Origin of the sequence: Streptomyces sp. DSM 15324 (assembly GCF_001514285.1) — a bacterium.
Lineage (GTDB): Bacteria > Actinomycetota > Actinomycetes > Streptomycetales > Streptomycetaceae > Streptomyces.
In genome coordinates this window covers 225,067-248,009 of the sequence record NZ_KQ949030.1, presented here as the reverse complement: position 1 = coordinate 248,009, position 22,943 = coordinate 225,067, and the positions used below count along the sequence as shown (strand labels likewise).

Sequence of the window (22,943 nt, the reverse complement as noted above, 5' to 3'; positions counted from 1 at the left end):
CGTGCTCGACCGAACCGAATCCTGGGCGGCTCTCCCTGCGGTGCACGGGCCAGGACCGGCGGCCGGCGGCTGCTTCGCCGCGACGCTATGCCGAGCTGAACCGGGCATGTGTCCCGGCAGCGCACCGGAGGCGTTCCGACAGTGCACAGCCTTCCTTTCCGTGACCACGGCGAGGAGCATCGCCGGCGTCACGCCCGCGCACAGGGCGGATGTGTCTTCGGTGCGGCCGAACGATCCCGGACCCGGGCAGTTCCCTGGCCGCCATGCCGTCCGGACCGGCTCACGATCGTGCTGGGCACGCAGGCCAGTACGGACGCTCGCCACCGGAGAGTTCCGCTGCGACACCCACCACCACGCGACCGGCCTCGCGGGCGCGCCCGCGACGTGCTCACCGCCTGCCCCCGGCGCACGGGAACGCGCACGAGAGCGCACTGTGCGCTGGCGGGCACGACCGCATTCACTGCCGGGCAAGCCGTGCCCGGCCACAGCACCTAGCGTCACCCGGGTACACACAGCACGGCACCGCAGGAGGCGGATCATGACCACCAGTTCCCAGCCCGTGAGCAGCAGCCAGCCGTGGTTGCACCAGAAGGGCGAGGTCATCCAGGAGTTCGGGACCGTCAAACAGTTCCCGGTCGGCCTGTCCTATGAGGCGCGGATGTACTCCTGCCAGCGCTTGAACAAGGTCCTGGCGGACACCCAGATCCTCTACGGCCTCTACAAGAAGCACCACTGGCTGATGCGCGGCGCGACCTTCTACCAGCTGCACCTGGTCCTGGACAAGCATGCGGGGGAACAGCTCGACATCGTCGACACCGTCGCCGAACGAGTCCAGTCCCTGGGCGGTGTCGCCGTGGGCGACCCCCGGCACGTCGCCGAGATCACGTCGATTCCGCGGCCTCCGGACGGCGTGGAGGAGGTGCCGGCGATGCTGTCACGGCTGCTGGAGGCCCACGAGACCATCCTCGTCGACGCCCATGACGCCGCCTCACGAGCCGCCGAGCTGGGCGACGACGGCACCAACGACCTGCTGGTGTCCCAGGTGATCAGGACCGGCGAGCTGCAGGCGTGGTTCCTGGCCGAGCATCTGGTCGACACACCACTGGTCCGCGCCTGAACAACGGCCTCGGTCCGCCGCCCTCACGCACGTGAGGAGAACCGCGCGGCTCCGTGGTCGCTTGAGCGCCCCTGTGGCGGGAGGACGTCGTCGACCGCGGTCGCTGTGAGCTCTAATCTCGAGTATTGAGAAAAGCCTCGACGAAAGCGGTCGAACTCCTTTACGGGGGAGCGGCGGCGGCTCTACGGTGGCGGCGCTTGGGAGCGCTCCCACCCGTATCCGCTTCCGAACCAAGGAGTCCGCCACATGTACGCGCGACCCCGTTCCCCCTCTCGGCTGCTCAGAGCCGCTCTTCTCGCGGCGGTGCTCGTGGTGTCGTCCCTGAGCGCCGTCGTCCCCCGGGCCTCCGCCCTGGCCGACACCCGTATCTGCGACCAGTTCGGCGCGACCACCATCCAGGGCAAGTACACGGTGATGAACAACCGCTGGGGCAGCAGCGCCGAGCAGTGCATCAACGTCACCGGCACCGGTTTCCAGCTCGTCTCCCAGAAGGGCTGGACCTCCGGCGGCGCCCCGCTGTCCTACCCGGCGGCCTACATCGGCTGCCACTACGACGGCTGCTCGCCCGGTACCAATCTGCCCCGCCAGGTCGGCCGGATCGGCAGCGCCCCGTCCGCCATCTCCTACAGCTACGCGGGCGGTACCTACGACGCCTCCTACGACATCTGGTTGGACCCGTCGCCGAAGACGACCGGCGTCAACGAGATGGAGATCATGATCTGGTTCAACCGGCAGGGCTCCATCTCACCGGTCGGCAACCGGGTCGGGGAAGCCTCCGTCGGAGGCCGGAACTGGGAGCTCTGGCAGGGCAACAACGGCGGGAACGACGTCGTGTCCTACGTCGCGCCCTCCGCGATCGGCAGCTGGTCGTTCGACGTCATGGACTTCGTCAACGACGTCGACAACCGGACCCGGGTCGACCGCTCCTGGTACCTCACCAGCGTCCAGGCCGGATTCGAACCCTGGCAGGGCGGCGAAGGCCTCGCCGTCAACAGCTTCTCCGCCGACGTCATCCCCGGCGACGGAAGCGGGGGAGGAGGAGGTGGTAGCGGGACGGGCACCGTCAAGGGACAGGGCAGCGGCCGCTGCCTCGACCTCACGGAACTGGGCAGCTACGACGGCACCCCCGTCCAGCTCTGGGACTGCGGAGCCGGCTGGAACCAGCAGTGGACCCGCTCCGGCAGCACCCTCAAGAACCCGCGGAGCAGCAAGTGCCTCGACGTCTCCGGCGGCTCCACCGCCAACGGCGCGGCTGTCCAGCTGTGGACGTGCAACGGCAGCGGTGCCCAGAACTGGCAGTTCAACGGCAACGGAACCGTCACCAACCCGCAGTCGGGCAAGTGCCTCGACGCCGCCGGCTCGGCCAACGGGAGCCGCCTGCAGATCTGGGACTGCTACGGCAACGGAACCCAGCCCAACCAGGTCTGGACCCTGAACTGAAGGGTGTTGCAGAAGGTCTTTCTCGGGCAGCTCGAACTGGTGCTTGACCTGGGATTTTCCCCGGCGAGGGCAAAGTTGTGCCGGGTGGCGACGGCCTGGACCGCGTGGACAGTGTGGTGAAGGCCGTCGCCCTTCTGACGGCAGTAGCGGAGGAAGGGGGCGTCCGGCCCTTTTGCGGTGCGGGACGGTGGGCGCCACGGTGGATCAGACCCGCCGGACGCTCGAGGTCGCCGTCGCTGTGGGCGCCGCGTATGCGGAGTGGACGAAGTGGCCTGGCTACAGCATCAACAGGACAACAGCAGACCCTGGTCAGTCAGTCCGCGCTGAGCGGAACCCGCAGCCGCACCCGGTAGCCGCCCTCCGAGGTCGGGCCCGCATCCAGGGTGCCGTGCAGGATCTCGGCCCGTTCGCGCAGACCGACCAAGCCCTGCTGCGAACCGGGCAGGGGCAGAGAGGGACGCGTGGAAGGGGTGTTGGTGACGGTCACACCGACACCGTCGCCGTCCTGCCACAGCTCCACGCGGGCCGTGGCGCCGGGCGCGTGCTTGCGTACGTTGGTCAGCGCCTCCTGGACCGTGCGGTAGAGGGCGCGTTGGGCGGGTGTGCCCACGGTGGGCGGGAGATCACCCGTCAGCTCGGTGTGGGTGCCACTTGACTCCACCAGTTTGCGCAGGTCGGCCAGGGTGGGCTGCGGCGACAGCTCGGTGGCGTGGCCGCCGGAGGCGCGCAGCAGCGTGACCATGGTGCGCAGTTCGTCGAGCGTGGTGACGCTCAGCGAACGGATCGTGCGGGCCGCCTCCTTGGCGTCCGCGTCCTTGGCGGCGACCTGCAACGCCCCGGCCCGTACCGCGATCAGGCTGACCTGGTGCGAGACCACGTCATGCATCTCGCGGGCCAGTTGGGCGCGCTCGCGGGCGAGCACGGCCTGAGCGTGCAGCACCCGCTCGTGCTCCCTGGCCTCCTCGATCTCGACAAGCCGCCGCGCCAAGTCCCGACGCGCTTGGAGAAGCTGCGCGATGAGGACCGGAGCTGCTGCGGTCGCCAAGCTGTAGACGAAGGTGACCAGCGTCATGGTCCGGCCGACCTCGGTGAGGCCGACCAGGGGCCACGGAGTGCTGTTCGCGATGGCGGTGAGGACGACGCACACCGCGAGGAGAGGGCGGTTACGGGAACGCTCGGCCAGGGTGAACAGCGCCGCGAGCGGAGCCACGGCGACGGGCTGCGTCAGCGAGATGGGCAGGGTGAGCAAGAACACGCCGAGCGGAAACCGGTGCCGGAAAGTCAGCGCGGCGCACCCGAGCGTGGCCAGCGCGACGCCGAGACGCGTGTCGTCCAACAGGTTCAGCCGCACGTCCACGGCCGCTGCCACCACCAGGACGAGGTCGACGAGCGGCGCGGGCACCCGCTCCCACAGCGCGCGCACGCGCTTCATCGCGCGGCCTCCGACTGTGCCTGCTGGTCGAGCAGTCCGGCCCGCTGCGCCAGCAGCGCCGCTTGCACCCGGCTCGTGACGCGCAGCTTGGTGAGGATCGCGCTGACGTGGTCCTTGACCGTGCCGGCACTCAGGTGGATGCGCGCCCCGACGTCGGCGTTCGACAACCCCTCCGCCACCAGGACGAGAACATCGCGCTCGCGGGCGGTGAGCTGCCGGACCCGTGCCGCCCCCTCGTCGACGGCCGCGCCGGTGCCGGGTCGGGCGCGCAGCAGGGTCCGCGACGCCTTGGGCGAGAGCACCACACCGCCCGCGACCAGGGTGCGCACCAGGTGGGCGAGTTGGTCCGGTTCGGTGTCCTTGAGCAGGAAGCCGGCCGCGCCGCAGTGCAGGGCGGTCAGGATGTATTCGTCGGCGTCGAACGTCGTCAGCATCGCCACGACCGGCGGATCCGGCATCGCGCGCACCTCGCGCAGGACGGTGAGCCCGTCGACGTCCGGCATCCGTATGTCCAGCAGCACCACGTCGGGTCGCGCCCGGCGGACGGTATCCACCGCGTCGCCGCCGCACGCGGTCGCGACGACCTCGATGTCCTCCGAGGCGCCCAGAATGAGTTCGAAGCCCGACCGGATCAGTGCCTCGTCGTCCACCACCACTACCCGTATCACGCGCGCTCCGCCCCACCTTTGCTCGTACATGCCGTCCGGCCCGTGCCGCCTCGACCCTAAAGCCTTCCAGAGCTCCGGCGGCCGGACGGACGGCAGCCCCAGCCACACGGCGGGGTGGTGCCCTCCGATCGGCAGGGACACCACACCCTGCTGCCGGTTGGTCCGTGAGCGGCCCGGCCTCCAGCCTCACGATGCCGTGTTCGACGCGGATACGTGGTGAGGAATGCGTTTTGATTGAGGCGGCACCTCGCCGACGGCGCGGGTGACGGTGGAGCGGTCCCTGTCGAACCAGCAGGCGAGCACGTCATGCGTGGCCCCGTGGCGGAGGGCACGAGGGTGGCCGGAAGCGGGTCGACGACCGGTCCCCGCCAGGCGGAGGGGGGCGGCCGGCCGACCGGCGGGGCACCTCCCGAAGCCCGGCGGATGGTCGATCACCCCCGCCTCGGCCAGGTTGACCTGGTGACCGAGATCGAAAGCGCCAAGAAGACGCATCCACGGCCCTTGCCCCCACCCGGGTCCAACCCGGTGACCGAACTCCCCACACCTATGGCGCGGCTGGTCGGGGTCGACCTCGCCCGGGCACTGGCCGTGTTCGGGATGTTCGCCGTGCACGTCGGTCCGGCTCCCACGCCGGGCGGCGGCGTCGGCGACTGGCTTCTGGAGCTGGCGAGCGGCCGGGCGTCGGCGCTGTTCGCCACCCTCGCCGGGTTCTCGCTGATGCTGATCGCCGGCCGCTTCGAACCGAAGACCGGACTTGCTGGTCGGCAGGCGAAGGCCAGGATCGTGGTCCGGGCCGTGATCCTGCTGGTGCTGGGCAGCGCGTTGGCGATGACCAACTTCGGCGGCGCCGGGATCCTCAACTTCTACGCGGTGTACTTCCTGCTCGCCCTGCCTCTGCTGCGGCTGAGGGCCAGGACACTCGCGATCGTCGCGGTCACGCTCGCGGTCGTCACGCCGCAGGTGGCGTACGTGATCCGGGCGCTGCTCACGGAGTCGATCGTGAACGTCGTCGACTCCTGGGACCCGATCGCCCGACTGTGCGGCGTAGGCGTGCTCGATCTCCTGCTGCTGGGCCTCTACCCGGCGATCACCTGGATGACGTTCGTGGTCACCGGTATGGCGTTGGGCCGGCTGGATCTGGCCTCCGGCACGGTCCAGCGGCGGCTGGCCGTCGTCGGTCCCGCGATGATCACGTTCGGATACGGATTCTCGTGGCTGGTGCTCCGGCTGACCGGCGGCGCTCAGAAGATCATGGCGGGGATGCCTGCCATGAAGGTCCCGGATGCCATGAAGGACCCCAGCACGGCATCGCAATCCTTCGACGCGCCGGTCGGTGGAGGGCTGGGGGGCACCGACGCATGGGGGCTGCTGGCAGCCGAGCCGCACAGCGGTTCCACGTTCGACCTCATCGGCAGCCTGGGGATCGCGATCACCGTGCTCCTGTGCCTGACGGTGGCCCTGGACCGGCTGCCGTGGCTGCGTCGGCTCGCAACGCCGATCATCGCCGTCGGCACCATGTCCTTGACCCTCTACGTGGGCCACATCCTGGTGATCCTCGCCCTGCCCGGCGAAGCGGCCACCCCGCCGCAGTCCGCCTCCGCCGCACTGCTGCTCTGCTTCGTCCTCGGGGCCACCGTTTTCGCGGCTCTCTGGTCCCGCTTCTTCCGCCGAGGCCCCCTGGAGTACCTGCTCAACGGCGCCACCGGACTGGCGCATCACGTTCGCTGAGCCTCGGGCGCGCACCCCGGGAAGTCCGAGCGTGAGGTGGCCTCCGGCGTGCGGGCGCCGGAGGCCCTAGCCTGCGGCTCCTGCACCGGCTGCCATGGCCTCCACCGGGAACCAGGCCGCGGGGGCCGCCCGGCTTCGGGCTTCGGCGCGCTGCGACCGCGACGTCGCAACTACCCGCTCCGGAACCTGACTCCGGCGGGACGAACTGGCCACCGCGCAGGACAAGACCACGAGATGGCTCAGCGCGTACGGTGTGCGGAGACCGAGCCCGCATCACCCTGCAGCAGGGCTGCTGAACGCATGGCGCACGGGATGAGTGCACGACCGTGCCCTGCCCCGAGTGCAAGTACGGCGAGTCGGACATGCGCCCACGCGCTCTCCCACCCCCCCCTGTCCCAGCCGGACGTTCAGCGCCCTCCGGAGAACGGGACTCCGGCACGGCAGAGTACGTTGGCGAAGAAGCTGTCCTCACCCGTGCGCACGGCAAAGCGGGCAGCCCTGACTCTCGCTTTGAACTCGTCGTGATCGAGTGGCTCCGGGTCGAGCCCCAGAGAGCGCAGCCCGGTGTGGACACCGGGGTTGACCTCGCGGATCTGGTCGGTCACCCAGCTGTCCTCGACCACGACCTGTGCCAGCACGGCCTCCACGACGTCGAGGAACGGGGGCTGGCCGTAGCGGTAGCCGAGATCCACGACCGGGGTACCCGGTGCCAGAGGCAGTCCCGCGTCGCTGATCACGAAGGTGTCGGTGTGCCGGAGTCCGGCGATGAGGCCGGCCAGCTCCTGGTGGATGATGCCGTTTCGTATCAAGGTTCAGCCCTTCTCTGCAGGGGTGACGGTGGCAAGGGTGGCGCGCAGGGCGTCCAGGTCGGCGCAGTACTGCTGGGCACCGGCGACCCGGACTGCGAGGGAACCGGCGGCTGTCCCCAGCCGGGCGGCCTCCAGAAGTGAGTCACCGGCGGCCAGCCGGGCGGCGAGCACCCCGACGAACGCGTCCCCCGCACCGGTGGTGTCCCGGACCGGGGCGGGGATGGCCGGGATCGCGGTGGTGGTGCCGTCCGTATCGGTGATGATCGCGCCCGCCCCTCCCAACGTGGTGATGACCGCCTTGGCGCCCCGAGCGCGCAGCGCGGCGTGCGCTTTCCGCACGGCGGACGGGTCCGTGGCCCTGTCCGGGGCGGGTTGTCCGGAGACCACCGCCTGTTCGTGCTCGTTCACGATCAGCACGTCACACCGCGAGATCAGGCGATCCGGCAGTCTGACGGCCGGCGCGGCGTTGAGCAGGAACCGGCCCGTGCAGGCGGCCGCCGCACGCTCCACCACGTCCAGCGGTACCTCCAGTTGGGCCAGCACGACGTCCGCGTCCGCGCCGGCACCCTCCAGTGGGTCGCCCTGGGACGGCCACCGGTGATTGGCCCCGGGGATCACGATGATGGTGTTGTCTCCGGCCGCCACGGTGATCCACGCGGTTCCGGTCTCGGCGTCAGACACCGGGACGACCCCGTGTACGTCCACATTTCTGTTGAGGAGCCCTGCACGTGCGAGAGCGGCTTGGGGATCGGTGCCCACCCTGGCGATCATCGCGGTACGCACGCCGGCGGCGGACGACGCCACGGCCTGGTTGGCTCCCTTGCCGCCGAGCGTGACCTGCGTGGACCGGCCGAGGACGGTCTCCCCGGGGGACGGGAAGGCATCGGACACCACGACGTGGTCGATGTTCACCGAGCCGATCACGACCACCAGCGGCGGCCGGGGCTCAGACACGAGCGTCCCCTTCGAGTGCTCCCGTGATCAGGCCGACCAACTCGTCTCCGGTGGTGTCGGCGACCGTCCGCCGCGCGGCGGTCTGCCCACGGCGCAGCACGTACGCGGTGTCCGCCACCCGCAGCACCTGTGCCATGTCGTGGCTGATCAGCAGCACGGTCACCGCCGCCTCGCGCAGCCGGTGGATCAGGGCTTCCACAGCCGCCGTCTCCCGCACGCCCAGTGCGGCGGTCGGCTCATCCATGATGACCAGGGTCTTGCCCCAGTTGGCCGCCCGGGCGATGGCGATGCTCTGCCGTTGGCCTCCGGACATACGGCGAACCGTGGCCCGTACGTTGGGCACGTTGACGTCCAGCCGGTCCAGGATGTCCCGGCTGTTTCCGATCATGGACTTCCTGTCCAGCACCTGGAACGGTCCGAACCCTTGGGTCAGCTCCCGGTTGAGATACAGGTTCTGCCACACCGGGAGGTCCTCGATCAGTCCGAGGGTCTGGTAGACCGTTTCGATGCCCAGCCGACGCGCGTCGTCAGGGGAGTTGAGCCGAATCGGCTCGCCCCGGAACCGGATCTCACCCGAGTCCGGGGGATGCACCCCGGTCAGGCAGCGCACCAGGGTGGACTTGCCCGCCCCGTTGTCTCCCAGCAGTGCCGTGACCTCGCCTTCGGCCAGTGTCAGGTCCACACCCTGGAGTGCGCGCACCGCGTCGAAGGACTTGCACAGTCCGCTGATCGTCACGAGCGGCGGCTCGACGGCGGAGGCATCGCCCGCCGTGCGGGCTGCGGTATCTGTCATGGCTGTCCCTACTTCTGGAACCGGGAGATGAACGCGGCGCCCAGCACCACGGCACCGACCGCGACGGGCTGGTAGTACTGCGAGATGCCGAGCAGGGTGAAGCCGTTGACCAGGGACTGCAGCAGCACCGCGCCGGCCACCGAGCCCAGCACGGAGGCCTTCCCGCCGAACAGGCTGGACCCGCCGAGGACGACGGCGGCGATGGAACCGAGCAGCAGGTCGGTCTGCAGGCTCGGGTCGGCGCCGCCGGTGCGGGCCACGAACAGCACGGCGGCGATTCCGCACGCGAGCCCGGAGCTGGCGTAGGCGATGAGCCGCATGCGGTCGACGTGGATGCCGGCCTCCCTGGCGGCTTCCCTGTTGCCGCCGGTGGACAGCAGATACGTACCCGTGCGCGTACGGAAGAGCAGGAAGCCGATCAGCGCGGCCCCCACGACGGCCACCAACCAGAACCAGCGCACCGGGCCGATCCCGTCCAACGCCAGATCGCGCAGGAAACCGGAGTTCACCGCCACGGTGTTGCCGCTGCTCAGCAGCAGGGTGAGGCCGCTGACCACGGACAGTGAACCGAGTGTGACGATGAAGTCCGTCATGTTCAGCCGGGCCACCATCAGCCCGTTCACCACGCCGACCGCCAGGCCCGCCAGCAGCGCCAGGAGCACCGAGACGGGCAGGCCCCAGCCGTGGGTGTAGGCGTATCCCAGTACCGCCGCCGACCACGGCAGGTTGGACCCCACCGAGAGGTCGATGCCGGCCACGGTGACCACCAGCTGTTGGCCCATGGCGAGCACCAGCAGGATCGAGGTGGACACCAGCAGGTCGCTGATGTTGCTCACAGTGAGGAAGTCGGGCGTGGCGATGAAGAACGCCACGAACACCGCGACGACCCCGATCGGGGCGGCGAGACGCGCCGCCGCCCCGACTGAGAGGCGCCCCGTGAGGTGTCCGGGCGCCTGAACGTCTGTCATCGTCGACTCACTTCCCGTCCGTGGTAAGCGGGTTGGTGAACGGCTCGATCGGCTGCGGGAAGGAGCTGATCGCCTTGTCCACGTTGCTGGAGTCGATCAGCGCCGTCGGCGAGACGATCCGGGTGGGCACGGTCTTGTGCTTGACCAGGTTGATGCACGCCTGCACGGCCATCTGGCCCTCGGCGTAGGGGTACTGCGAGATGGTGCCGCTCAGCGTGCCGGCCTTCACGGCTTGCAGCGCGGCGGTGATGCCGTCCACGGAGATGATGGACACCTTCCCCGTCAGCCCCGCGTTCTTCACCGCCTGTGCGGCGCCCAGACCCATGGAGTCGTTGGCGGCGAAGATCCCGGTGATCCCCGGGTGCGCCTTGAGAATGGCCTCGGTGACCGTCTGCGCCTTGGCCTGGTCGTAGTCGGCCGGCTGGGTGGCCACGATCTTCAGCTTGCCGGTCACCGCCTCGGAGAAGCCCTTCTGGCGGTTGATGCCGTTCTGCTCTCCGGCGATGCCCTGAAGTATGGCCACATCGCCCTGTCCGCCCATGCGCTTCAGCAGCGCCTCCCCGGCCTGCTTGCCCGCGGTCAGGTTGTCGGAGCCGATGAACGACGCGTAGGACACGCCGGCCTGCTTCGAGGCGCTCGGGTCGATCTGGGTGTCCAGGTTGAGGATCGGGATCTTCTTCTGCGCCACCGGGACCAGCGGGGTGATCACGTTGGTGGCGTTCACCGGCACCACGCCGAAGCAGTTGTAGTTCTGCCCGGCCAGGGCCGACAACTTGGCGTTCTCCCCGGTGGAGTCGGTCTCCGACTGACCGGCCTGGACGTTCACCGTGACGCCAAGCTTCTTGCCCTCGGCTATCGCACCGTCGCGCAGGGCCGCCCAGTAGGGGTTGGTGAAGTCACGGGTGACGATGGCGATGCGGGGGGCGTCCTTGCTCTGACCGCTCCCGCTGCCGTCGCTGCCGCCCCGGCCGCAGGCCGCCACTGCGGCGAGCAGGGTGATGGCGACGGTCACGGTGGGCAGCCTGCGTCTTGCGTGGTTGGACATGGCGGTGTGCCTTTCTTCGCGTCATTGCGTCCGGTCAGATCTGTGTCGACCGGTAGAAGGTGACGGGCAGTGGGCCGAGGGCAGGCTCCGTAGGAGCGTGCGGTCGAGAGCGGAAACGGCCTCCGGCCGTTACGTGCCGAAGGTGCGGATGCGACCCGCCGACGGGTCCGGGCTCGGCGTCGCCGACGGGCGGGGCGGGTGCGGTGGTGCAGGGCGGGGTGGCAGCCGACCGGTGCTGATGTCCCGGAGGACCGGGCACGCGGGCTGCCATGCCAAGAATTCAGAAATCGGCGATTCCGACTGCCGTCGATCTTCTATCGGCAGAGGGAACCGACGTGCGGCATGGCGTATTCGGCCTACAAGGCGACGCTTTTTCGGCCGCCGTGCCGCCATCCCTATGCGGCGCCACGGCAACGCAGGCTGAACGCTCAGCGCCGAGTGGCGTTGGCAGACTGACGGTCTGTGGGAATCACGTGGCCTGGCCTCGGCCGCCTAGTGGATCAAAGGCGGAAGGAGGGTAAGCCGCGCCGTTGGGACGTCAATTGTCCCGGAGTGAGCGAAGTTCCGGGTCCGGGCCGTCCCCGACCGGCATCTCGACGCGGCAACGCCCACGGCCCCTGGCTGGCAGCGCGCGACAAGCCGATTATTTTGCAAGGCTGCATCACGCACATCCCTTCCAGGAATAGTCAGCCCAGAGGCTGTAAAGCGTTACGTAATCGATTACGTTGCTGATGGCGAGTTATTTAAGCCATGGGCCGTAAGGGGTGTCAAGGGTGGAATGTCATCGCATTGAGTTGATGTCTGACCCTTGACGGCGCGGGGCGTAATCGATTACAAGGGGGTGCTAGGTCTAGGTCTGGGAGGTGGCGATGGGGGTGACCGTCGCAGACGTCGCTCGGCGCGCCGGGGTCTCGACGGCCTCGGTGTCACGAGCCCTGTCGGGTGCGGACGGCGTGAGCGCGGCAGTACGGGAACGCGTCATCGCGGCAGCCCAGGCGCTGGGGTACCGGCCGAACACCGTCGCTCGTTCGCTGCGGACCACGCGGACGCAGACGATCGGACTGATCATCCCCGACATGGTGAACCCTTTCTTCAGCGAACTCGCCTGGGCCATCGAGGAGGCGGCACACGAGCACGGCTACAGCGTGATCCTGTGCAACGCCAACGAGGAGACCGACCGCCAGGACGGGTACGTAGAGCTGCTGCTGGCCCGGCGGGTCGACGGTCTGCTGCTGACGCCGGTGCTGGAGGAGTCGGAGGCCCTGCGTGCCGTGGCACGCCAGGGCGTGCCGATGGTGTTCGTCGACCGGGCGCTGGCCAGCATGGACGCCCCGGTGGTGCGTGCGGACGGGAGCCTGGCGATCTCGCAACTGGTCGATCACCTGGTGGATCTGGGGCATGAACGGATCGCGGTGATCACCGGCCCTCAAGCGACGGTCACCGGCCGCGAACGGCTGGCCGCCTTCCGCACCGCGATGCGGGCACGTTCGCTGGACCTTCCGGATGAACTCGTCCGTTTCGGAAACTTCCAGGCGGACAGCGGCCGGCGGGCCGCTGCCGAGTTGCTTGATCTGGACGATCCGATCACGGCGGTGTTCGCCATCGACAACCTGATGACCTTGGGAGTTTTTCAGGAAACGCGTCGGCGCGGCCTGCGGATCGGCAGCGACATAGCGGTGGCCGGGTTCGATGATCCGCCCTGGTTTCAGCTGCTGGATCCGCCGCTGACCACGGTGTCGCAGCCGGTGGCCAGAATGGGGGCGCTGGCGGTGGACATGCTGATCGAGGCGATCAGTGCTGGATCGGTGGAATCCCATTTGCTCGACTGTTCATTGGTGATCAGGGAATCGTGCGGAGAGACAGCGGCCTCTCGGGAAACATTCCGGTCGCCGGCTGACAATCCCGTGAATGATGACGGAGGCGACTGAATCTGCTACCAGGCTCGGACCTTCGATAAATCTTCAATGAATACGGACGCGGGGCGGGGTGCTGGGCCCGGCCGGGTCCTTGACCGACAGCATGTGATGGTCCGCCGGCGCCCATGGCCTGCGAGCAGTACGGCCAGTCGTTGCGGACTACATGCGGGACCTTGAGGCCACGGGCAGCCCATGGCAGGCTCATGCAGCATGATCGATGAGTTCGCTAAGGACAACCTGCACAGGAGACTGCGGCGGGACCGTGAGACGCTGCTGTGGAAGCTCGATGGTTTGTCCGAATACGACGCCCGCCGGCCTTTGACAGCGAGTGGGACCAACCTTCTCGGCCTGGTCAAACACGTGGCCAGCGTCGAGGCCAGGTACTTCGGCGAGGTCTTCGACCGCCCTTCCCCGGAACCGCTGCCCCGGTGGCAGGACCACGACGGCAGCGATCTGTGGGCCACCGAGGACGAGACCCGCGATCACATCATCGGGTTCTACCGGCGCACGTGGGAACACTCGGACGCGACGATCAACGAGCTTCCCCTCGACGCCCCCGGCCACGTGCCGTGGTGGGCGGAGCCTTATCCCAACACAAACCTGTTCGCCGTCATGGTCCATGTCCTCAGCGAGTCCGTCCGGCATGCCGGTCACGCCGACATCCTGCGTGAGGGCCTCGACGGCCGGACCGGCCTGCGCGCCGAACACGAGGAGCGGATCGACGAGGAAGCCCGTGCGGCGCACTGCGCGAAGATCGAGCAGGCCGCCAGGTCGGCCTCATCGGTCAAGGCTCAGCCGTGAGTCCACTTCGGTTGCTGGTGTCCGGACGTGCCCCTGACTGACCTCAACAACGGCTTTCGTGATGATGAGCAGCGGCGGCGCGAGCAGAGGGTCATTCATGATCGCCTCGCAGACGACCGTGCAAGTCGTCCCGGTGGTCCAAGGTCGCGGCTTCATAGCCGCCCAGGACTACGACAGTGGCGCCCCGCGCTGCTGACAACGAGTCCGTGGCCCAGGCGAAGGCGGCCCCTCGCGAGGACGCGGCCGTGCACGAGATGGCCAGGGTGAGGGAGAAGTCTCCCGCGAGGAAGACGGCCGCGAAGAAGCAGCCGGCCAAGAAGACGAGGTGGAAGAAGACCGCGGCCCGCAAGTCCCGCGGCGCGAACTCCGACGACCCGACGGATGGAACCTGCGCCCGCGCCTGGCCATGGACACCGAGACCCTGCACCAGGCGCGGGCCGACCTCATCACCGCCTTCCTGCGCCACTGCCGGCCGGAAGTCCTGATGAGCAACCACATTCCCCGTGGCACCGATGACGATCGGGGTCCTGGTTGACCCGACGGAATACACCGGTGGCACCGCCAGGGCCAGGCCCGCGGGTCGGAGTCACGTTCCCCCTCGGTGTCCCTTCGAGTCGGCGACCGCCAGGTGGCGCAAGGCTCGCGCGGCGGCATGGGCACCGCACATTCCGTGCGCTCCGGGGCCGGGCGGGGTGGCTGCCGAGCACAGGTAATGGCCGGGGACTCCGGTGTCGTAGGGCCGGAGGGCCGGGCGGGCGCCGAGGAGGAGTTGGGGGATGTCCTTGGCTCCGGTCATGATGTTGCCGCCGACGTAGTTGGGGTTGTACGCGGCGAATTCCGGTGTCGTGCGGACCAGGGTGCCGACGATCCGATCGCGGAAACCGGGGGCGAACCGTTCGATCTGCGCGATGATCGCCTCGGTGGCGTCACCGGTGTAACCGTGGGGGACGTGGGCGTAGGACCACACGGGGTGAATGTCGCCGACCGATCGCGAGGGGTCGGCCAGATACTGCTGTCCGACGAGGACGAAGGGGCGCTCGGGCATCCGCCCGGCGTGGATGTCCCGCTCCGTGGCGGCGATCTCGGCGTAGGTCCCGCCGAGGTGCACGGTACCGGCCCGTCGCGCCGGCTCGGCCAGCCACGGCACTCCGCCGTCGACGGCGAAGTCGACCTTGAACGCGCCCGGACCGTACCGGAAGCGCCGGTAGGCACGGGCGATCCGCGTCGGCAGCAACTCGCCGAGGATGTCCGCCAGGTCCGTGGGCGCCACGTCCCACACGGTCACGTCCGTGGGGGGAAGCTCGGTGACCGAGCGCACGCGTATCCCCGTCTCGATCTTCCCGCCGAGGTCCAGCAGCAGGGCCGCCAGGGCGTCGGAGATGCGGCGTGAGCCTCCTTCCGCCACCGCCCAGCCGTAGCGGTGCCCGGCGGTGAGGATGCCCAGACCGATGCTCGCGCTGAGCGGCCGCTCCAGGGGGTGAAAGGCATGGGCCGCGACTCCGCCCCACAGCCCCCTCGCCTCCTCGGTCCGGAACACCTTCGCCAGCAGTGACGCGGAGGCGAGTGCCGGGATGCCGAAGCGGGCGAGGCGGACGGGATGCCGGGGGAGGCGCAGGAGCGGGCCCATGATGTCGTCGCCGTAGATGCCGTATGCCGCGGAGGGCCCCTCGAACAGCCGGCGCCAGACTTTTCCGTCGGCGCCGAGACCGGCACCGGTCTCGGTCACCGAGCGGTGCAGCACCCCGGCCGACCCCCCGTCCAGCGGATGCACGCAGTCGATCTCCGGCCACGCCCACCGCAGTCCGTAGCGGTCGAGACGGAGCTCGCTCAGGAACGACGAGCCGACGGCCATGGGGTGGATGGCGGAGCAGTGGTCGTGCAGCAGTCCCGGCACGATCGCCTCACCGGATCGGGTGCCGCCGCCGATCTCGTCGGCAGCCTCCAGCAGCGTGACCTGGACGCCGGCCCGGGCCAGGGCGACAGCCGCCGCCAGACCATTGGGTCCGGCGCCCACCACGGTCGCTGTGCTCATGAGGCCCTGCCCTTCCGGAGAGTGTCTTCTGTCCGCCCGTTGTCGGTCCTTGTCCTACGGTGCCAGTTCCTCCGCGACCTGCGGGCGTACCGGTGCCGCGGCCGCCCGGTCGCGGGTCCAGGTGACGTGCAGCGGAATCGGGCCGTCCGGCAGCCACGGCTGCTCCTTCACCGCGTCCGCGACCTTCCAGGTACCCCGCTCGATCACTCCGAGCGCGGCGTCGATCACCTGGTAGTGCTGGATGCCGCGGTGGATGGCCTGTGACTCCACCCAGACGGTGATCCACTCTCCGGGAGCGAACCCGATCCTGGCCTGCACGGCGTTGATCAGGTCGATGTTGTGCAGATGGCCGTCGCCGAAGTTGAACCCGATCAGCGAGTTGCAGCCGAACTCGGCCTCCCGCACGGTCCGTCGGTCGAGGTCGGGAAGGTTCTTCAGCAGCACCGAGAACAGGCCGCGGCCCTGGCTGTGCATCGACCGCCAGGCGATCGTCTGCTGCATGGTGATCTCCGCGACGGCCGGCGGGTAGCCCATCGCCTGGAGCTGGTCGACCTGGTTCCTCGTCGGGCGGTGCGGCAGCGCGTTCAGCTTCTCCTCCGCTCCCGGCGCGAAGGCCCACAGCGCCGAGGCCCAGTTACCCGCGTACTGCCGCATCGAGGGCAGGAACGACACCAGGTCCGGGCGCAGGTTGCCGAGGACCGGGAAGAACAGCAGACCGGCTGCGAGGGCGGCGGTCAGCCAGGGAGAGGACATGTCGCCGACGCCGTAGCCGTCCGCAGCCGGGAAACCGAGGAACAGGAAGACCGCGAGGTACGCGAACAGCAGGTTCCACTCCAGCGGCACGGCCAGCGGGAACGTGGAGACGATGAAGAAGTGGAAGACGACCATCAGCAGCACCGCCGCGAGCGTGAGCCGGTGGTCCGTGGAGAACAGCAGCACCAGCGGTGTGACGATCTCGACCGTCGAACCGCCCACGTGCGCCATGAAGGTCGCGACCTTCGACGGCCGGATGTCATGGGGGAAGTCGCGGTAGTGCAGCCGCTTGACCCACTTCGCCGGGACGCACGGGCTGTTGGAGACCATCGGTGACACGACGTTGGTGAAGTGCCGCCCGAACTTCGACACCCCGGCACCGACCCAGACCACGCAGATCAGCAGCTTGGCCGCGATGATCATGTCGGTGAACGGCAGGACGGCGAAGAAGAGCAGAGCGGGCAGATACTGCTCGCCCCGGGCGGCGAGGAAGATCGTCTTGTCCCGCAGGCCGTTCAGCACGTACAGGACGATCGGCGCCGCCAGCAGGGCCGGGCTCACCAGCCCGGAGGTGTTGTGCGGCAGTGCCTCGGTGAGGGAGGCGCTCGAGGTGCCGGGCAGCAGGACGGCTGCCAGCACAGCCGCCAGGAAGGCCAGGTAGAGCAGGACGTCGCCCACCGTGCGGCGGTCCCCGCGGGTGAACGGCACCCGCTTCCAGGGCCGCAGCCGGATGGTGCCCGGTCTGGCCCAGAAGAGGATCCCGCCGGTCATCGGCTTGAACTTGCCGGCGATCGGGCCCCAGGAGCCCGCGACCCCGACGCTCTCCAGGAACACCGTCCACAGCACCAGCTTCTGGTAGACGACCGGCTCGTCCCACCAGTGCGTGACGCTCCAGAACGGGCCGACGTCCGAGGTCCATGTCGCCAGGGCCGTCCCGCCGAGGACGTAGAGCACGAGGACCTTGACGACGTAGGTCGCCGGAATCATCTTCGGGGTGCCGAAGCCGTATTCCACCCAGTGCAGGGAAAGGGCCCGAAGGCGCTCCCTAAGGGGTTTTTCCAGGAAGGTTTCTTGGTCGACGGGCGGGAAGTCGCCTGTTTTGAATCCCATTGTTCCGCCTTTCCTGATCTTTCACGGTGACGTTGTGTGGTGATGCATTCGGGCGCGCTGAACCACACCCCGAAAGCGCTCGGGGATCCGGTACGGCTTTCCTAGGGCCTGTCTGACAATTCGCGTCGTCGCCCGAAGGGCGGCCCGGCGGCGTCAGGTGCGTGCTCTCGGTGTGCCGGCCCCAGGCCTGCGTACTGGTGTACTCGGGTCTGGGGCCGGTGCGGCGAGAGGGCGTGCATGGCGTCGCCGGGCAGACGGGAATTGTCAGACAGGCCCTAGTGGTGAAGGGGCGCTGTGCGGAGGCGGCGTTTGTCGATCTTGCCCACCGGATTTCTCGGCAGCGCCTCGGTGACGGTGAGCACCACCGGCACCTTGATCCGGGCCAGCGAGCCGCGGCAGTGCGCGAGCAGCTCGTCGGCGGTGACCGTCGTCCCCGGCAGGAGGACGACGTACGCGACCGGGACCTCGCCGAGGGTCGGATCGGGCGCCCCGACCACCGCTGCCTCCAGCACCGCCGGGTGGGTGTGCAGGGCGTTCTCGATCTCCTTGGGGTAGATGTTCTCCCCACCTCGGATGATCATGTCCTTGATCCGGTCCACCAGCACGAGATAGCCGTCGGCGTCGAATCGCCCCACGTCACCGGTGTGCAGCCAGCCGTCGATGACCGTTCGCGCGGTCTCCTCCGGCAGTCCGAGGTAGCCGCGCATGACGTTCGGGCCCCGGACCACGACCTCGCCCACGGCCCCGGCCGGCAGGAGGCTGCCCTCCCCGTCCATCACCGCGACGGTCTGCCCGGGCAGCGGCAGCCCGACCGTGCCGGGCTTGCGCGGCCCGGCCGGCGGGTTCAGCGTCGAGGCGCAGGTGCCCTCGGAGAGCCCGTACCCCTCGATGATCGGCACCGCGTACCGCCGCTCGAACCGGGCGATCAGCTCTGCGGGCATCGGTGCCGCCCCGCAGACGACACGGCGCAGCGAGGAGGTGTCCGGCCGCACGTCGTCCGGCAGCGCGGCCAGCATCGCGTAGATCGCCGGCACCGCCGAGAAATAGGTGGGCCGGACGCGCTCGACCGAGTCGAAGAAGGCCGAGGCGCTGAACCGGCCGGTGATCGTGGTGCGCCCGCCCGCCAGCAGGGGCGACAGCACACTCACCACGATCCCGTTGACGTGGAACAGCGGCAGGACCAGCAAGCTGTGATCGGTACCGTCCAGGCCCAGACCACCGATGATCATCGCGCACATCGCGGCGAGGTTGGCGTGGTCCAGCATCACGCCCTTCGGCCGTCCGGTGGTTCCGCTCGTGTAGATGATCAGGGCGAGGGAGTCCGAGGTGAAGGGGCCCGCCTCCGTCGAGTCGGCGTCGCCCGGGGCGGCAGGGCGCACCACCTCGGAGACCTCCAGCGTCCCGGCGGGGTGCGAGGCCTCGGTGATCACCGCCTTCGCACCGGAATCCTCGATCTGATGGCGTGCCTCGGCGTCGGTGAGTCCGGGGTTCACGGGGGTGACCGCGGCGCCGAGCCGCCAGGCCGCGAACATGACGGCGACGAGGTCCAGACGGTTGGGCAGAATCAGGGCCACCACGTCGCCCGCACCGATTCCGCCTGCGCGCAGTGCGGCCGCCGCACTCCGCACCCGGTTCAGGAATTCCCGGTTGTCCAGTTGCTCGTCGTCGTCCGCGATGCAGGGTCCTGTGGGATTCCGGGCGGCCCTGGCGTCCGGTAGTTCGGCGATGTGCAGCACGTTTCCTCACCATCGAGTAGCGCTGTGACGGGGTGAGAAAAAGGTAGGCAGGGCCCACCCGGCGGGCCATGGGCCTGCGTCCCAGCGCGGAACCCCGGGTTTGTGCCGCCGGCACAAAGCGGCCGCGACGCCGGGTACGGCGGACGGACGGCGTGGGGAAACCGGCGACGGGTCCTGTCGCCGGCCGCGGGCGTCCGATTACTGTCCAGCCATGAGCACCGACGTGGACGGGACCGTGCGGGATGTCGCCATGCACATCCAGGCCGATCTGGAGAACCTCACCACCGAGATGACCTCGATGTTCGTCCACGTCATCCCCGAGTTCCGGCACGACGACGCCGTACGACGGCTGATGGTCGCCAGCACCTCGTCCAACCTGGCGGCGATCGTCGACATGCTGAGGCTGAGCATCTCGCTCGACGACATCACCGTCCCGCCCGCCGCCGCCGAGTACGCACGTCGTTTCGCCCAGCGCGACCTGTCACTGGAGGCGCTGCTGCGCGCCTACCGCCTCGGTGAGCACATGTTCGTGCAGTGGGCCATGACGTCCCTGCGCGGCCGCGAACTCCCCGCGGACGACGCGCTGGCGACGACCAGCCGGATCGCGCTCCTGGTCAACAGCTACATCGACCAGGTGATCGAGGGGCTCGTCGACATCTACGAGAACGAACGCAGCCGGTGGGACACGCGCTCCGACGCGGCCCGCGCCGCCCAGGTCCGCGCCGTGCTCGACACCGAAGGGCTCGACCTCGCCTCCGCCGAGAAGATGCTCTCGACATCGCTGCGCGGATGGCACCTGGCCGCCGTCATCTGGACCGAGCCCGGGACCGCCGCTCCGGATACGGCACAACTCCTCTCGAGCGCCGCGGTGCTGGGCGTTGCCACCGGCAAGACTCCGCAGACGATCTCCGCGGACGAACAGACCTGCTGGGCGTGGATCTCCTCCGCCGGGAAACCGGCCCTGGACGCCCGTCGACTCGAGGAGGAACTGGGCAGGCACCCGGGGCTCCGGGTCGCCGTCGGTGACCCGTCGGTCGGCCTCGAAGGATTCCGGCAGACCTTCCGGGACGCGCAGCGCGCCCGGGACGTCGCCGCCACCGGGGCCGACCCCGAACGCGCCCTCTTTTTGCATGCCCAGGTCGGACTCGCCGGCCTCCTCGTCGACCGACTCACCGATGTCAGAGCCTGGGCCGGCGGCGTGCTCGGTGACCTCATGCGCGACGACGAGGCCACGGCCCGGCTGCGCGACACCGTGCAGGTCTTCCTCGAGGCACGAGGCAGCTTCACCGACGCCGCCGCGCTCATGCACGTGCACAAGAACACGGTCCACTACCGCGTGCGCAAGGCGGAGGAGATCCTCGGTCATCCCCTCACCGAGCGCCGCCTGGACATCGAGGTGGCCCTCATGGCCTGCGCCCGGCTCGGGCTCACGCGGGGTGCGTATCCGCACGACCACCCGTGAGGTCTCGCCCGTCGCGCGACCCGCCGCCGCAGCGCGTCGCGCGACGGCGAACCGGGTTCGGCGATCCACACGACGGGTCGTGCACGACCGTGACCCGGCCGATCGCCGGAGCCGCGATGCAGCGGGGCGGGCTGGGCCGCGGACGGCCGGCCGACGCGCTCAGGGGGTGGGGTCGGGGATCAGGTGGACGAGAGTCGACGCGTAGTCGTCCGCGCTTTTTACGGACACCGGAGATTTTTACGGACACCGGAGACACGAGGGACACGAAGGCCCTGGTGGGACGGTCAGGCGGTCCGGTGGGGCGCCGGGCCGGTGCTCTCACGGACGATCAGTTCCGGTTCGGCCCCCAGCGGGGCCGCGGGGGCGTTCTCCGGCTTGAGCAGCCGGTGCAGCATTCCGAAGGCGCCGCGGCCCAGCCCTTCGAGGTCCAGCCGGACGGTGGTCAGGGTGGGGTGGGTGTACGCCGCGTACGGCGCGTCGTCGAAGCCCATGACGCTCAGGTCGCCCGGCACGTCCCGGCCCGCCTCCCGGGCCGCCCGCAGCACACCGAGCGCGAGGTCGTCGTTGCCGCAGAGCACGGCGGTGACCTGCGGGTCGGCGACCACGGCGCGGGCGGCCAGATACCCGGATCGCGGGCTCCAGCCGCCGTCCAGCGGCTCGGGGACGGGACGACCGGCGGCGGTGAGCGCGTCCCGCCATCCCTCGGCGCGCTGCCCAACCCGGGCCGTGGAGGACGGGATGGTCACGTGGAGGATGAACTGCTCTTGCCGCGCGGTACGTTGAGCCCCGACAGGGGCGTTTGCCCCTACCGGCCCGGCGGCTGTGGAAACGCGGCTCGCGACCTTTACAAAGCTCGAATGTTTGTACCGGTGCGGCAGTAGCATCGTGCTCCGGTCCCGCTTCATCGAGGGCCTGTGAGTCCCCGATGAGCAGGAGGCCAACAGACATGACGACCACCTACCAGGTGTCGAGCCGGATCGTCGGCAACAGCGGCGCCCCCGTCGGGCCGTACCTCATCCCGCCGTCGTTCCCGCAGGACAGGCCCGACAGACCCCTCGTCATAGACGTGCCCTACGTGCGGGGCAGCGCGCCGGCCCCGGTGGCGTGCGCCGTCGCGCGCGGCGGTGACAACACGGACTTCTCGCTCGCGTGGGCGCCGTCCAACGCCCCGTCGGTCGCCAAGGTGACCGTGCAGCCCGCGCGCCTCTACTCCGACAAGTCCGAGGACCGCGCGGCGCTGTTCGCCTCGTTCAACGCGTTCCGGGTCGCGCTGGAGCAGATGGAGCTGGGCTCGCAGCAGTGTCTGGCCCCCGGCGGCGCCGACACCGTCGTGCGGGCCGTCGCCGCCTCGATTCCGCTGCGCTTGGACGAGGTCCTCGCCTACCACTACGGTCTCGCGCGCGGCGGCAACGTCGTCGACCTCACCCCCGGGATGCGGCTGCGCATCGACACCGGCGGCTACGACTTCGTCGCACCGTCGTCGGCGTGGAACGGGTTCGGCGCCGCAGGCGGTTCGACGTGCACCGTTGCGCGCTCCAGTGCCCAGGACGTCTGCTTCGACGCGTTCCTCAATACCATGGCGACGAGCGTGACGCTCGGTACACCGGCCTGGATCGGTGGACTCGCCGACCTCGCCGCCCTCGGACCGCGCCGCCACTTCCGGCTCGTCTACCCGCGTACGGCGACCGGGCCGAGGCAGACGTCGGCGGCCCCGGCGTTCGGCCGGACTCCCGCGTTGCTCGGCGCCGACACGCTCACCGACCTGGCCGCCGCGACCACCGCCTACTTCAAGGACGGCACGTGCGTCACCGCGACGTCGGGCCGGCCGGTCGTGTCCGCCGCGTTCGCCGGCCGTACCAGTATCGTCCCCGAGATCCCCGTCAAGGTCCTCGGGGAGTGGCGGTATCTGCCGGTCGGCTCGACGATCCAGCAACTGCTGGATTTCTACAGCCCGTTGTGGCGCTGGCAGATGGCCTCTGCCGACTTCTCGCAGAAAACCAGGCTCAACCGGGTGACCATCGCCGGGCTCCAGGGCAACGAGACCCCGTTCGGGCCCATGGCCGTGGTCTTCTCGCAGACGACGCAGTACATCGCACAGCCCAATGGCGGGCAACTCTCGCAGTGGGACCTCCCCTTGCTCCAGGGCGACACGTTCACCTCGCCGTGGGTGGGGGTCTGA

19 protein-coding genes and 1 pseudogene are annotated in these 22,943 nt (G+C 69.5%); 7 read left to right on the top strand and 13 right to left on the bottom strand.

Going from position 1 to position 22,943, the window contains the following annotated elements:
• Nucleotides 1–538: 538 nt before the first annotated feature.
• Both AQJ58_RS25305 and AQJ58_RS25300 read left to right on the top strand, forming a co-directional pair.
• Nucleotides 539–1,117 carry a Dps family protein gene (locus AQJ58_RS25305; protein WP_067253861.1) on the top strand — a complete coding sequence of 193 codons (579 nt, stop codon included), beginning with the start codon at nt 539–541 and terminating at the stop codon, nt 1,115–1,117.
• Between the two features lie 246 nt (nt 1,118–1,363).
• On the top strand, nt 1,364–2,557 hold the full coding sequence (locus AQJ58_RS25300; protein WP_067253860.1) for a GH12 family glycosyl hydrolase domain-containing protein: 1,194 nt from the start codon (nt 1,364–1,366) through the stop codon (nt 2,555–2,557).
• A 62-nt stretch (nt 2,558–2,619) separates the two neighbouring features.
• Here the strand turns inward: AQJ58_RS25300 and AQJ58_RS44800 are convergent.
• From AQJ58_RS44800 to AQJ58_RS25290, 3 genes and pseudogenes are all read right to left on the bottom strand, one after another.
• Nucleotides 2,620–2,709 (bottom strand): annotated as a pseudogene (locus tag AQJ58_RS44800) (IS5/IS1182 family transposase); the annotation flags it as partial.
• A gap of 161 nt (nt 2,710–2,870) precedes the next feature.
• Complete coding sequence (locus tag AQJ58_RS25295; RefSeq protein ID WP_067253857.1) at nt 2,871–3,989, bottom strand: sensor histidine kinase; 1,119 nt, start codon at nt 3,987–3,989, stop codon at nt 2,871–2,873.
• Complete coding sequence (locus AQJ58_RS25290) at nt 3,986–4,687, bottom strand: response regulator (RefSeq protein ID WP_067253856.1); 702 nt, start codon at nt 4,685–4,687, stop codon at nt 3,986–3,988. Before AQJ58_RS25290 ends, AQJ58_RS25295 begins: the two co-directional genes overlap by 4 nt.
• 429 nt (nt 4,688–5,116) lie before the next feature.
• Here AQJ58_RS25290 and AQJ58_RS25285 point away from each other — a divergent pair, with 429 nt between their 5' ends.
• The gene (locus AQJ58_RS25285; RefSeq protein ID WP_067254259.1) at nt 5,117–6,385 is read left to right on the top strand and encodes a DUF418 domain-containing protein; all 1,269 of its coding nucleotides are present in this window, start codon (nt 5,117–5,119) and stop codon (nt 6,383–6,385) included.
• A 407-nt stretch (nt 6,386–6,792) separates the two neighbouring features.
• Here the strand turns inward: AQJ58_RS25285 and rbsD are convergent, their stop codons facing one another.
• The 5 genes from rbsD to AQJ58_RS25260 are packed head-to-tail and all read right to left on the bottom strand — an operon-like array spanning nt 6,793 to nt 10,954.
• Nucleotides 6,793–7,194: a D-ribose pyranase gene (rbsD, locus tag AQJ58_RS25280; protein ID WP_067253853.1), complete on the bottom strand. Its 402-nt coding sequence runs from the start codon at nt 7,192–7,194 to the stop codon at nt 6,793–6,795.
• Nucleotides 7,195–7,197: 3 nt separating this feature from the next.
• On the bottom strand, nt 7,198–8,148 hold the full coding sequence (locus AQJ58_RS25275) for a ribokinase (RefSeq protein WP_079079211.1): 951 nt from the start codon (nt 8,146–8,148) through the stop codon (nt 7,198–7,200).
• Nucleotides 8,141–8,941: an ATP-binding cassette domain-containing protein gene (locus AQJ58_RS25270; RefSeq protein ID WP_079079209.1), complete on the bottom strand. Its 801-nt coding sequence runs from the start codon at nt 8,939–8,941 to the stop codon at nt 8,141–8,143. The genes AQJ58_RS25275 and AQJ58_RS25270 overlap by 8 nt, the downstream gene beginning before the upstream one ends.
• A gap of 8 nt (nt 8,942–8,949) precedes the next feature.
• Nucleotides 8,950–9,909 carry an ABC transporter permease gene (locus tag AQJ58_RS25265; protein WP_067253852.1) on the bottom strand — a complete coding sequence of 320 codons (960 nt, stop codon included), beginning with the start codon at nt 9,907–9,909 and terminating at the stop codon, nt 8,950–8,952.
• Nucleotides 9,910–9,916: 7 nt separating this feature from the next.
• The gene (locus tag AQJ58_RS25260) at nt 9,917–10,954 is read right to left on the bottom strand and encodes a sugar ABC transporter substrate-binding protein (protein WP_067253849.1); all 1,038 of its coding nucleotides are present in this window, start codon (nt 10,952–10,954) and stop codon (nt 9,917–9,919) included.
• Between the two features lie 869 nt (nt 10,955–11,823).
• Between AQJ58_RS25260 and AQJ58_RS25255 the strand changes: the two genes are divergently transcribed.
• Together AQJ58_RS25255 and AQJ58_RS25250 are read left to right on the top strand one after the other, a co-directional pair.
• On the top strand, nt 11,824–12,882 hold the full coding sequence (locus tag AQJ58_RS25255; protein ID WP_067253848.1) for a LacI family DNA-binding transcriptional regulator: 1,059 nt from the start codon (nt 11,824–11,826) through the stop codon (nt 12,880–12,882).
• 198 nt (nt 12,883–13,080) lie between these two features.
• On the top strand, nt 13,081–13,671 hold the full coding sequence (locus AQJ58_RS25250; RefSeq protein ID WP_067253846.1) for a DinB family protein: 591 nt from the start codon (nt 13,081–13,083) through the stop codon (nt 13,669–13,671).
• 91 nt (nt 13,672–13,762) lie between these two features.
• Here the strand turns inward: AQJ58_RS25250 and AQJ58_RS25245 are convergent, their stop codons facing one another.
• From AQJ58_RS25245 to AQJ58_RS25230, 4 genes are all read right to left on the bottom strand, one after another.
• Nucleotides 13,763–14,221, bottom strand: a complete 459-nt coding sequence (locus AQJ58_RS25245) for a hypothetical protein (protein WP_159056330.1) — start codon at nt 14,219–14,221, stop codon at nt 13,763–13,765.
• Nucleotides 14,222–14,257: 36 nt separating this feature from the next.
• Entirely contained in the window at nt 14,258–15,703 is a 1,446-nt protein-coding gene (locus AQJ58_RS25240; protein WP_067253842.1) for a phytoene desaturase family protein, read from the bottom strand.
• A gap of 54 nt (nt 15,704–15,757) precedes the next feature.
• Nucleotides 15,758–17,566 (bottom strand): DUF3556 domain-containing protein, encoded by a 1,809-nt coding sequence (locus AQJ58_RS25235; RefSeq protein WP_067253839.1) that lies wholly within the window; start codon nt 17,564–17,566, stop codon nt 15,758–15,760.
• A 275-nt stretch (nt 17,567–17,841) separates the two neighbouring features.
• Complete coding sequence (locus AQJ58_RS25230) at nt 17,842–19,302, bottom strand: class I adenylate-forming enzyme family protein (protein WP_234360287.1); 1,461 nt, start codon at nt 19,300–19,302, stop codon at nt 17,842–17,844.
• A gap of 211 nt (nt 19,303–19,513) precedes the next feature.
• On the opposite strand from AQJ58_RS25230, the gene AQJ58_RS25225 reads away from it, so the two are divergent.
• On the top strand, nt 19,514–20,764 hold the full coding sequence (locus AQJ58_RS25225) for an RsbRD N-terminal domain-containing protein (RefSeq protein WP_067253837.1): 1,251 nt from the start codon (nt 19,514–19,516) through the stop codon (nt 20,762–20,764).
• 284 nt (nt 20,765–21,048) lie between these two features.
• Here the strand turns inward: AQJ58_RS25225 and AQJ58_RS25220 are convergent, their stop codons facing one another.
• Entirely contained in the window at nt 21,049–21,648 is a 600-nt protein-coding gene (locus AQJ58_RS25220; protein WP_267892090.1) for a substrate-binding domain-containing protein, read from the bottom strand.
• A 62-nt stretch (nt 21,649–21,710) separates the two neighbouring features.
• On the opposite strand from AQJ58_RS25220, the gene AQJ58_RS25215 reads away from it, so the two are divergent.
• Nucleotides 21,711–22,943, top strand: coding sequence for a hypothetical protein (locus AQJ58_RS25215; RefSeq protein ID WP_067253834.1), 1,233 nt, complete (start codon nt 21,711–21,713; stop codon nt 22,941–22,943).

Bases quoted from the DNA above. Each gene is read 5' to 3' on its own strand.
- AQJ58_RS25225 (WP_067253837.1), top strand. From the start codon at position 19,514: ATGAGCACCGACGTGGACGGGACCGTGCGGGATGTCGCCATGCACATC.
- AQJ58_RS25235 (WP_067253839.1), bottom strand. From the start codon at position 17,566: ATGGGATTCAAAACAGGCGACTTCCCGCCCGTCGACCAAGAAACCTTC.
- AQJ58_RS25250 (WP_067253846.1), top strand. From the start codon at position 13,081: ATGATCGATGAGTTCGCTAAGGACAACCTGCACAGGAGACTGCGGCGG.
- AQJ58_RS25295 (WP_067253857.1), bottom strand. From the start codon at position 3,989: ATGAAGCGCGTGCGCGCGCTGTGGGAGCGGGTGCCCGCGCCGCTCGTC.
- AQJ58_RS25255 (WP_067253848.1), top strand. From the start codon at position 11,824: ATGGGGGTGACCGTCGCAGACGTCGCTCGGCGCGCCGGGGTCTCGACG.
- AQJ58_RS25215 (WP_067253834.1), top strand. From the start codon at position 21,711: ATGACGACCACCTACCAGGTGTCGAGCCGGATCGTCGGCAACAGCGGC.
- AQJ58_RS25290 (WP_067253856.1), bottom strand. From the start codon at position 4,687: ATGTACGAGCAAAGGTGGGGCGGAGCGCGCGTGATACGGGTAGTGGTG.
- AQJ58_RS25270 (WP_079079209.1), bottom strand. From the start codon at position 8,941: ATGACAGATACCGCAGCCCGCACGGCGGGCGATGCCTCCGCCGTCGAG.
- AQJ58_RS25300 (WP_067253860.1), top strand. From the start codon at position 1,364: ATGTACGCGCGACCCCGTTCCCCCTCTCGGCTGCTCAGAGCCGCTCTT.
- AQJ58_RS25260 (WP_067253849.1), bottom strand. From the start codon at position 10,954: ATGTCCAACCACGCAAGACGCAGGCTGCCCACCGTGACCGTCGCCATC.
- AQJ58_RS25220 (WP_267892090.1), bottom strand. From the start codon at position 21,648: ATGCTACTGCCGCACCGGTACAAACATTCGAGCTTTGTAAAGGTCGCG.
- AQJ58_RS25265 (WP_067253852.1), bottom strand. From the start codon at position 9,909: ATGACAGACGTTCAGGCGCCCGGACACCTCACGGGGCGCCTCTCAGTC.
- AQJ58_RS25240 (WP_067253842.1), bottom strand. From the start codon at position 15,703: ATGAGCACAGCGACCGTGGTGGGCGCCGGACCCAATGGTCTGGCGGCG.
- AQJ58_RS25305 (WP_067253861.1), top strand. From the start codon at position 539: ATGACCACCAGTTCCCAGCCCGTGAGCAGCAGCCAGCCGTGGTTGCAC.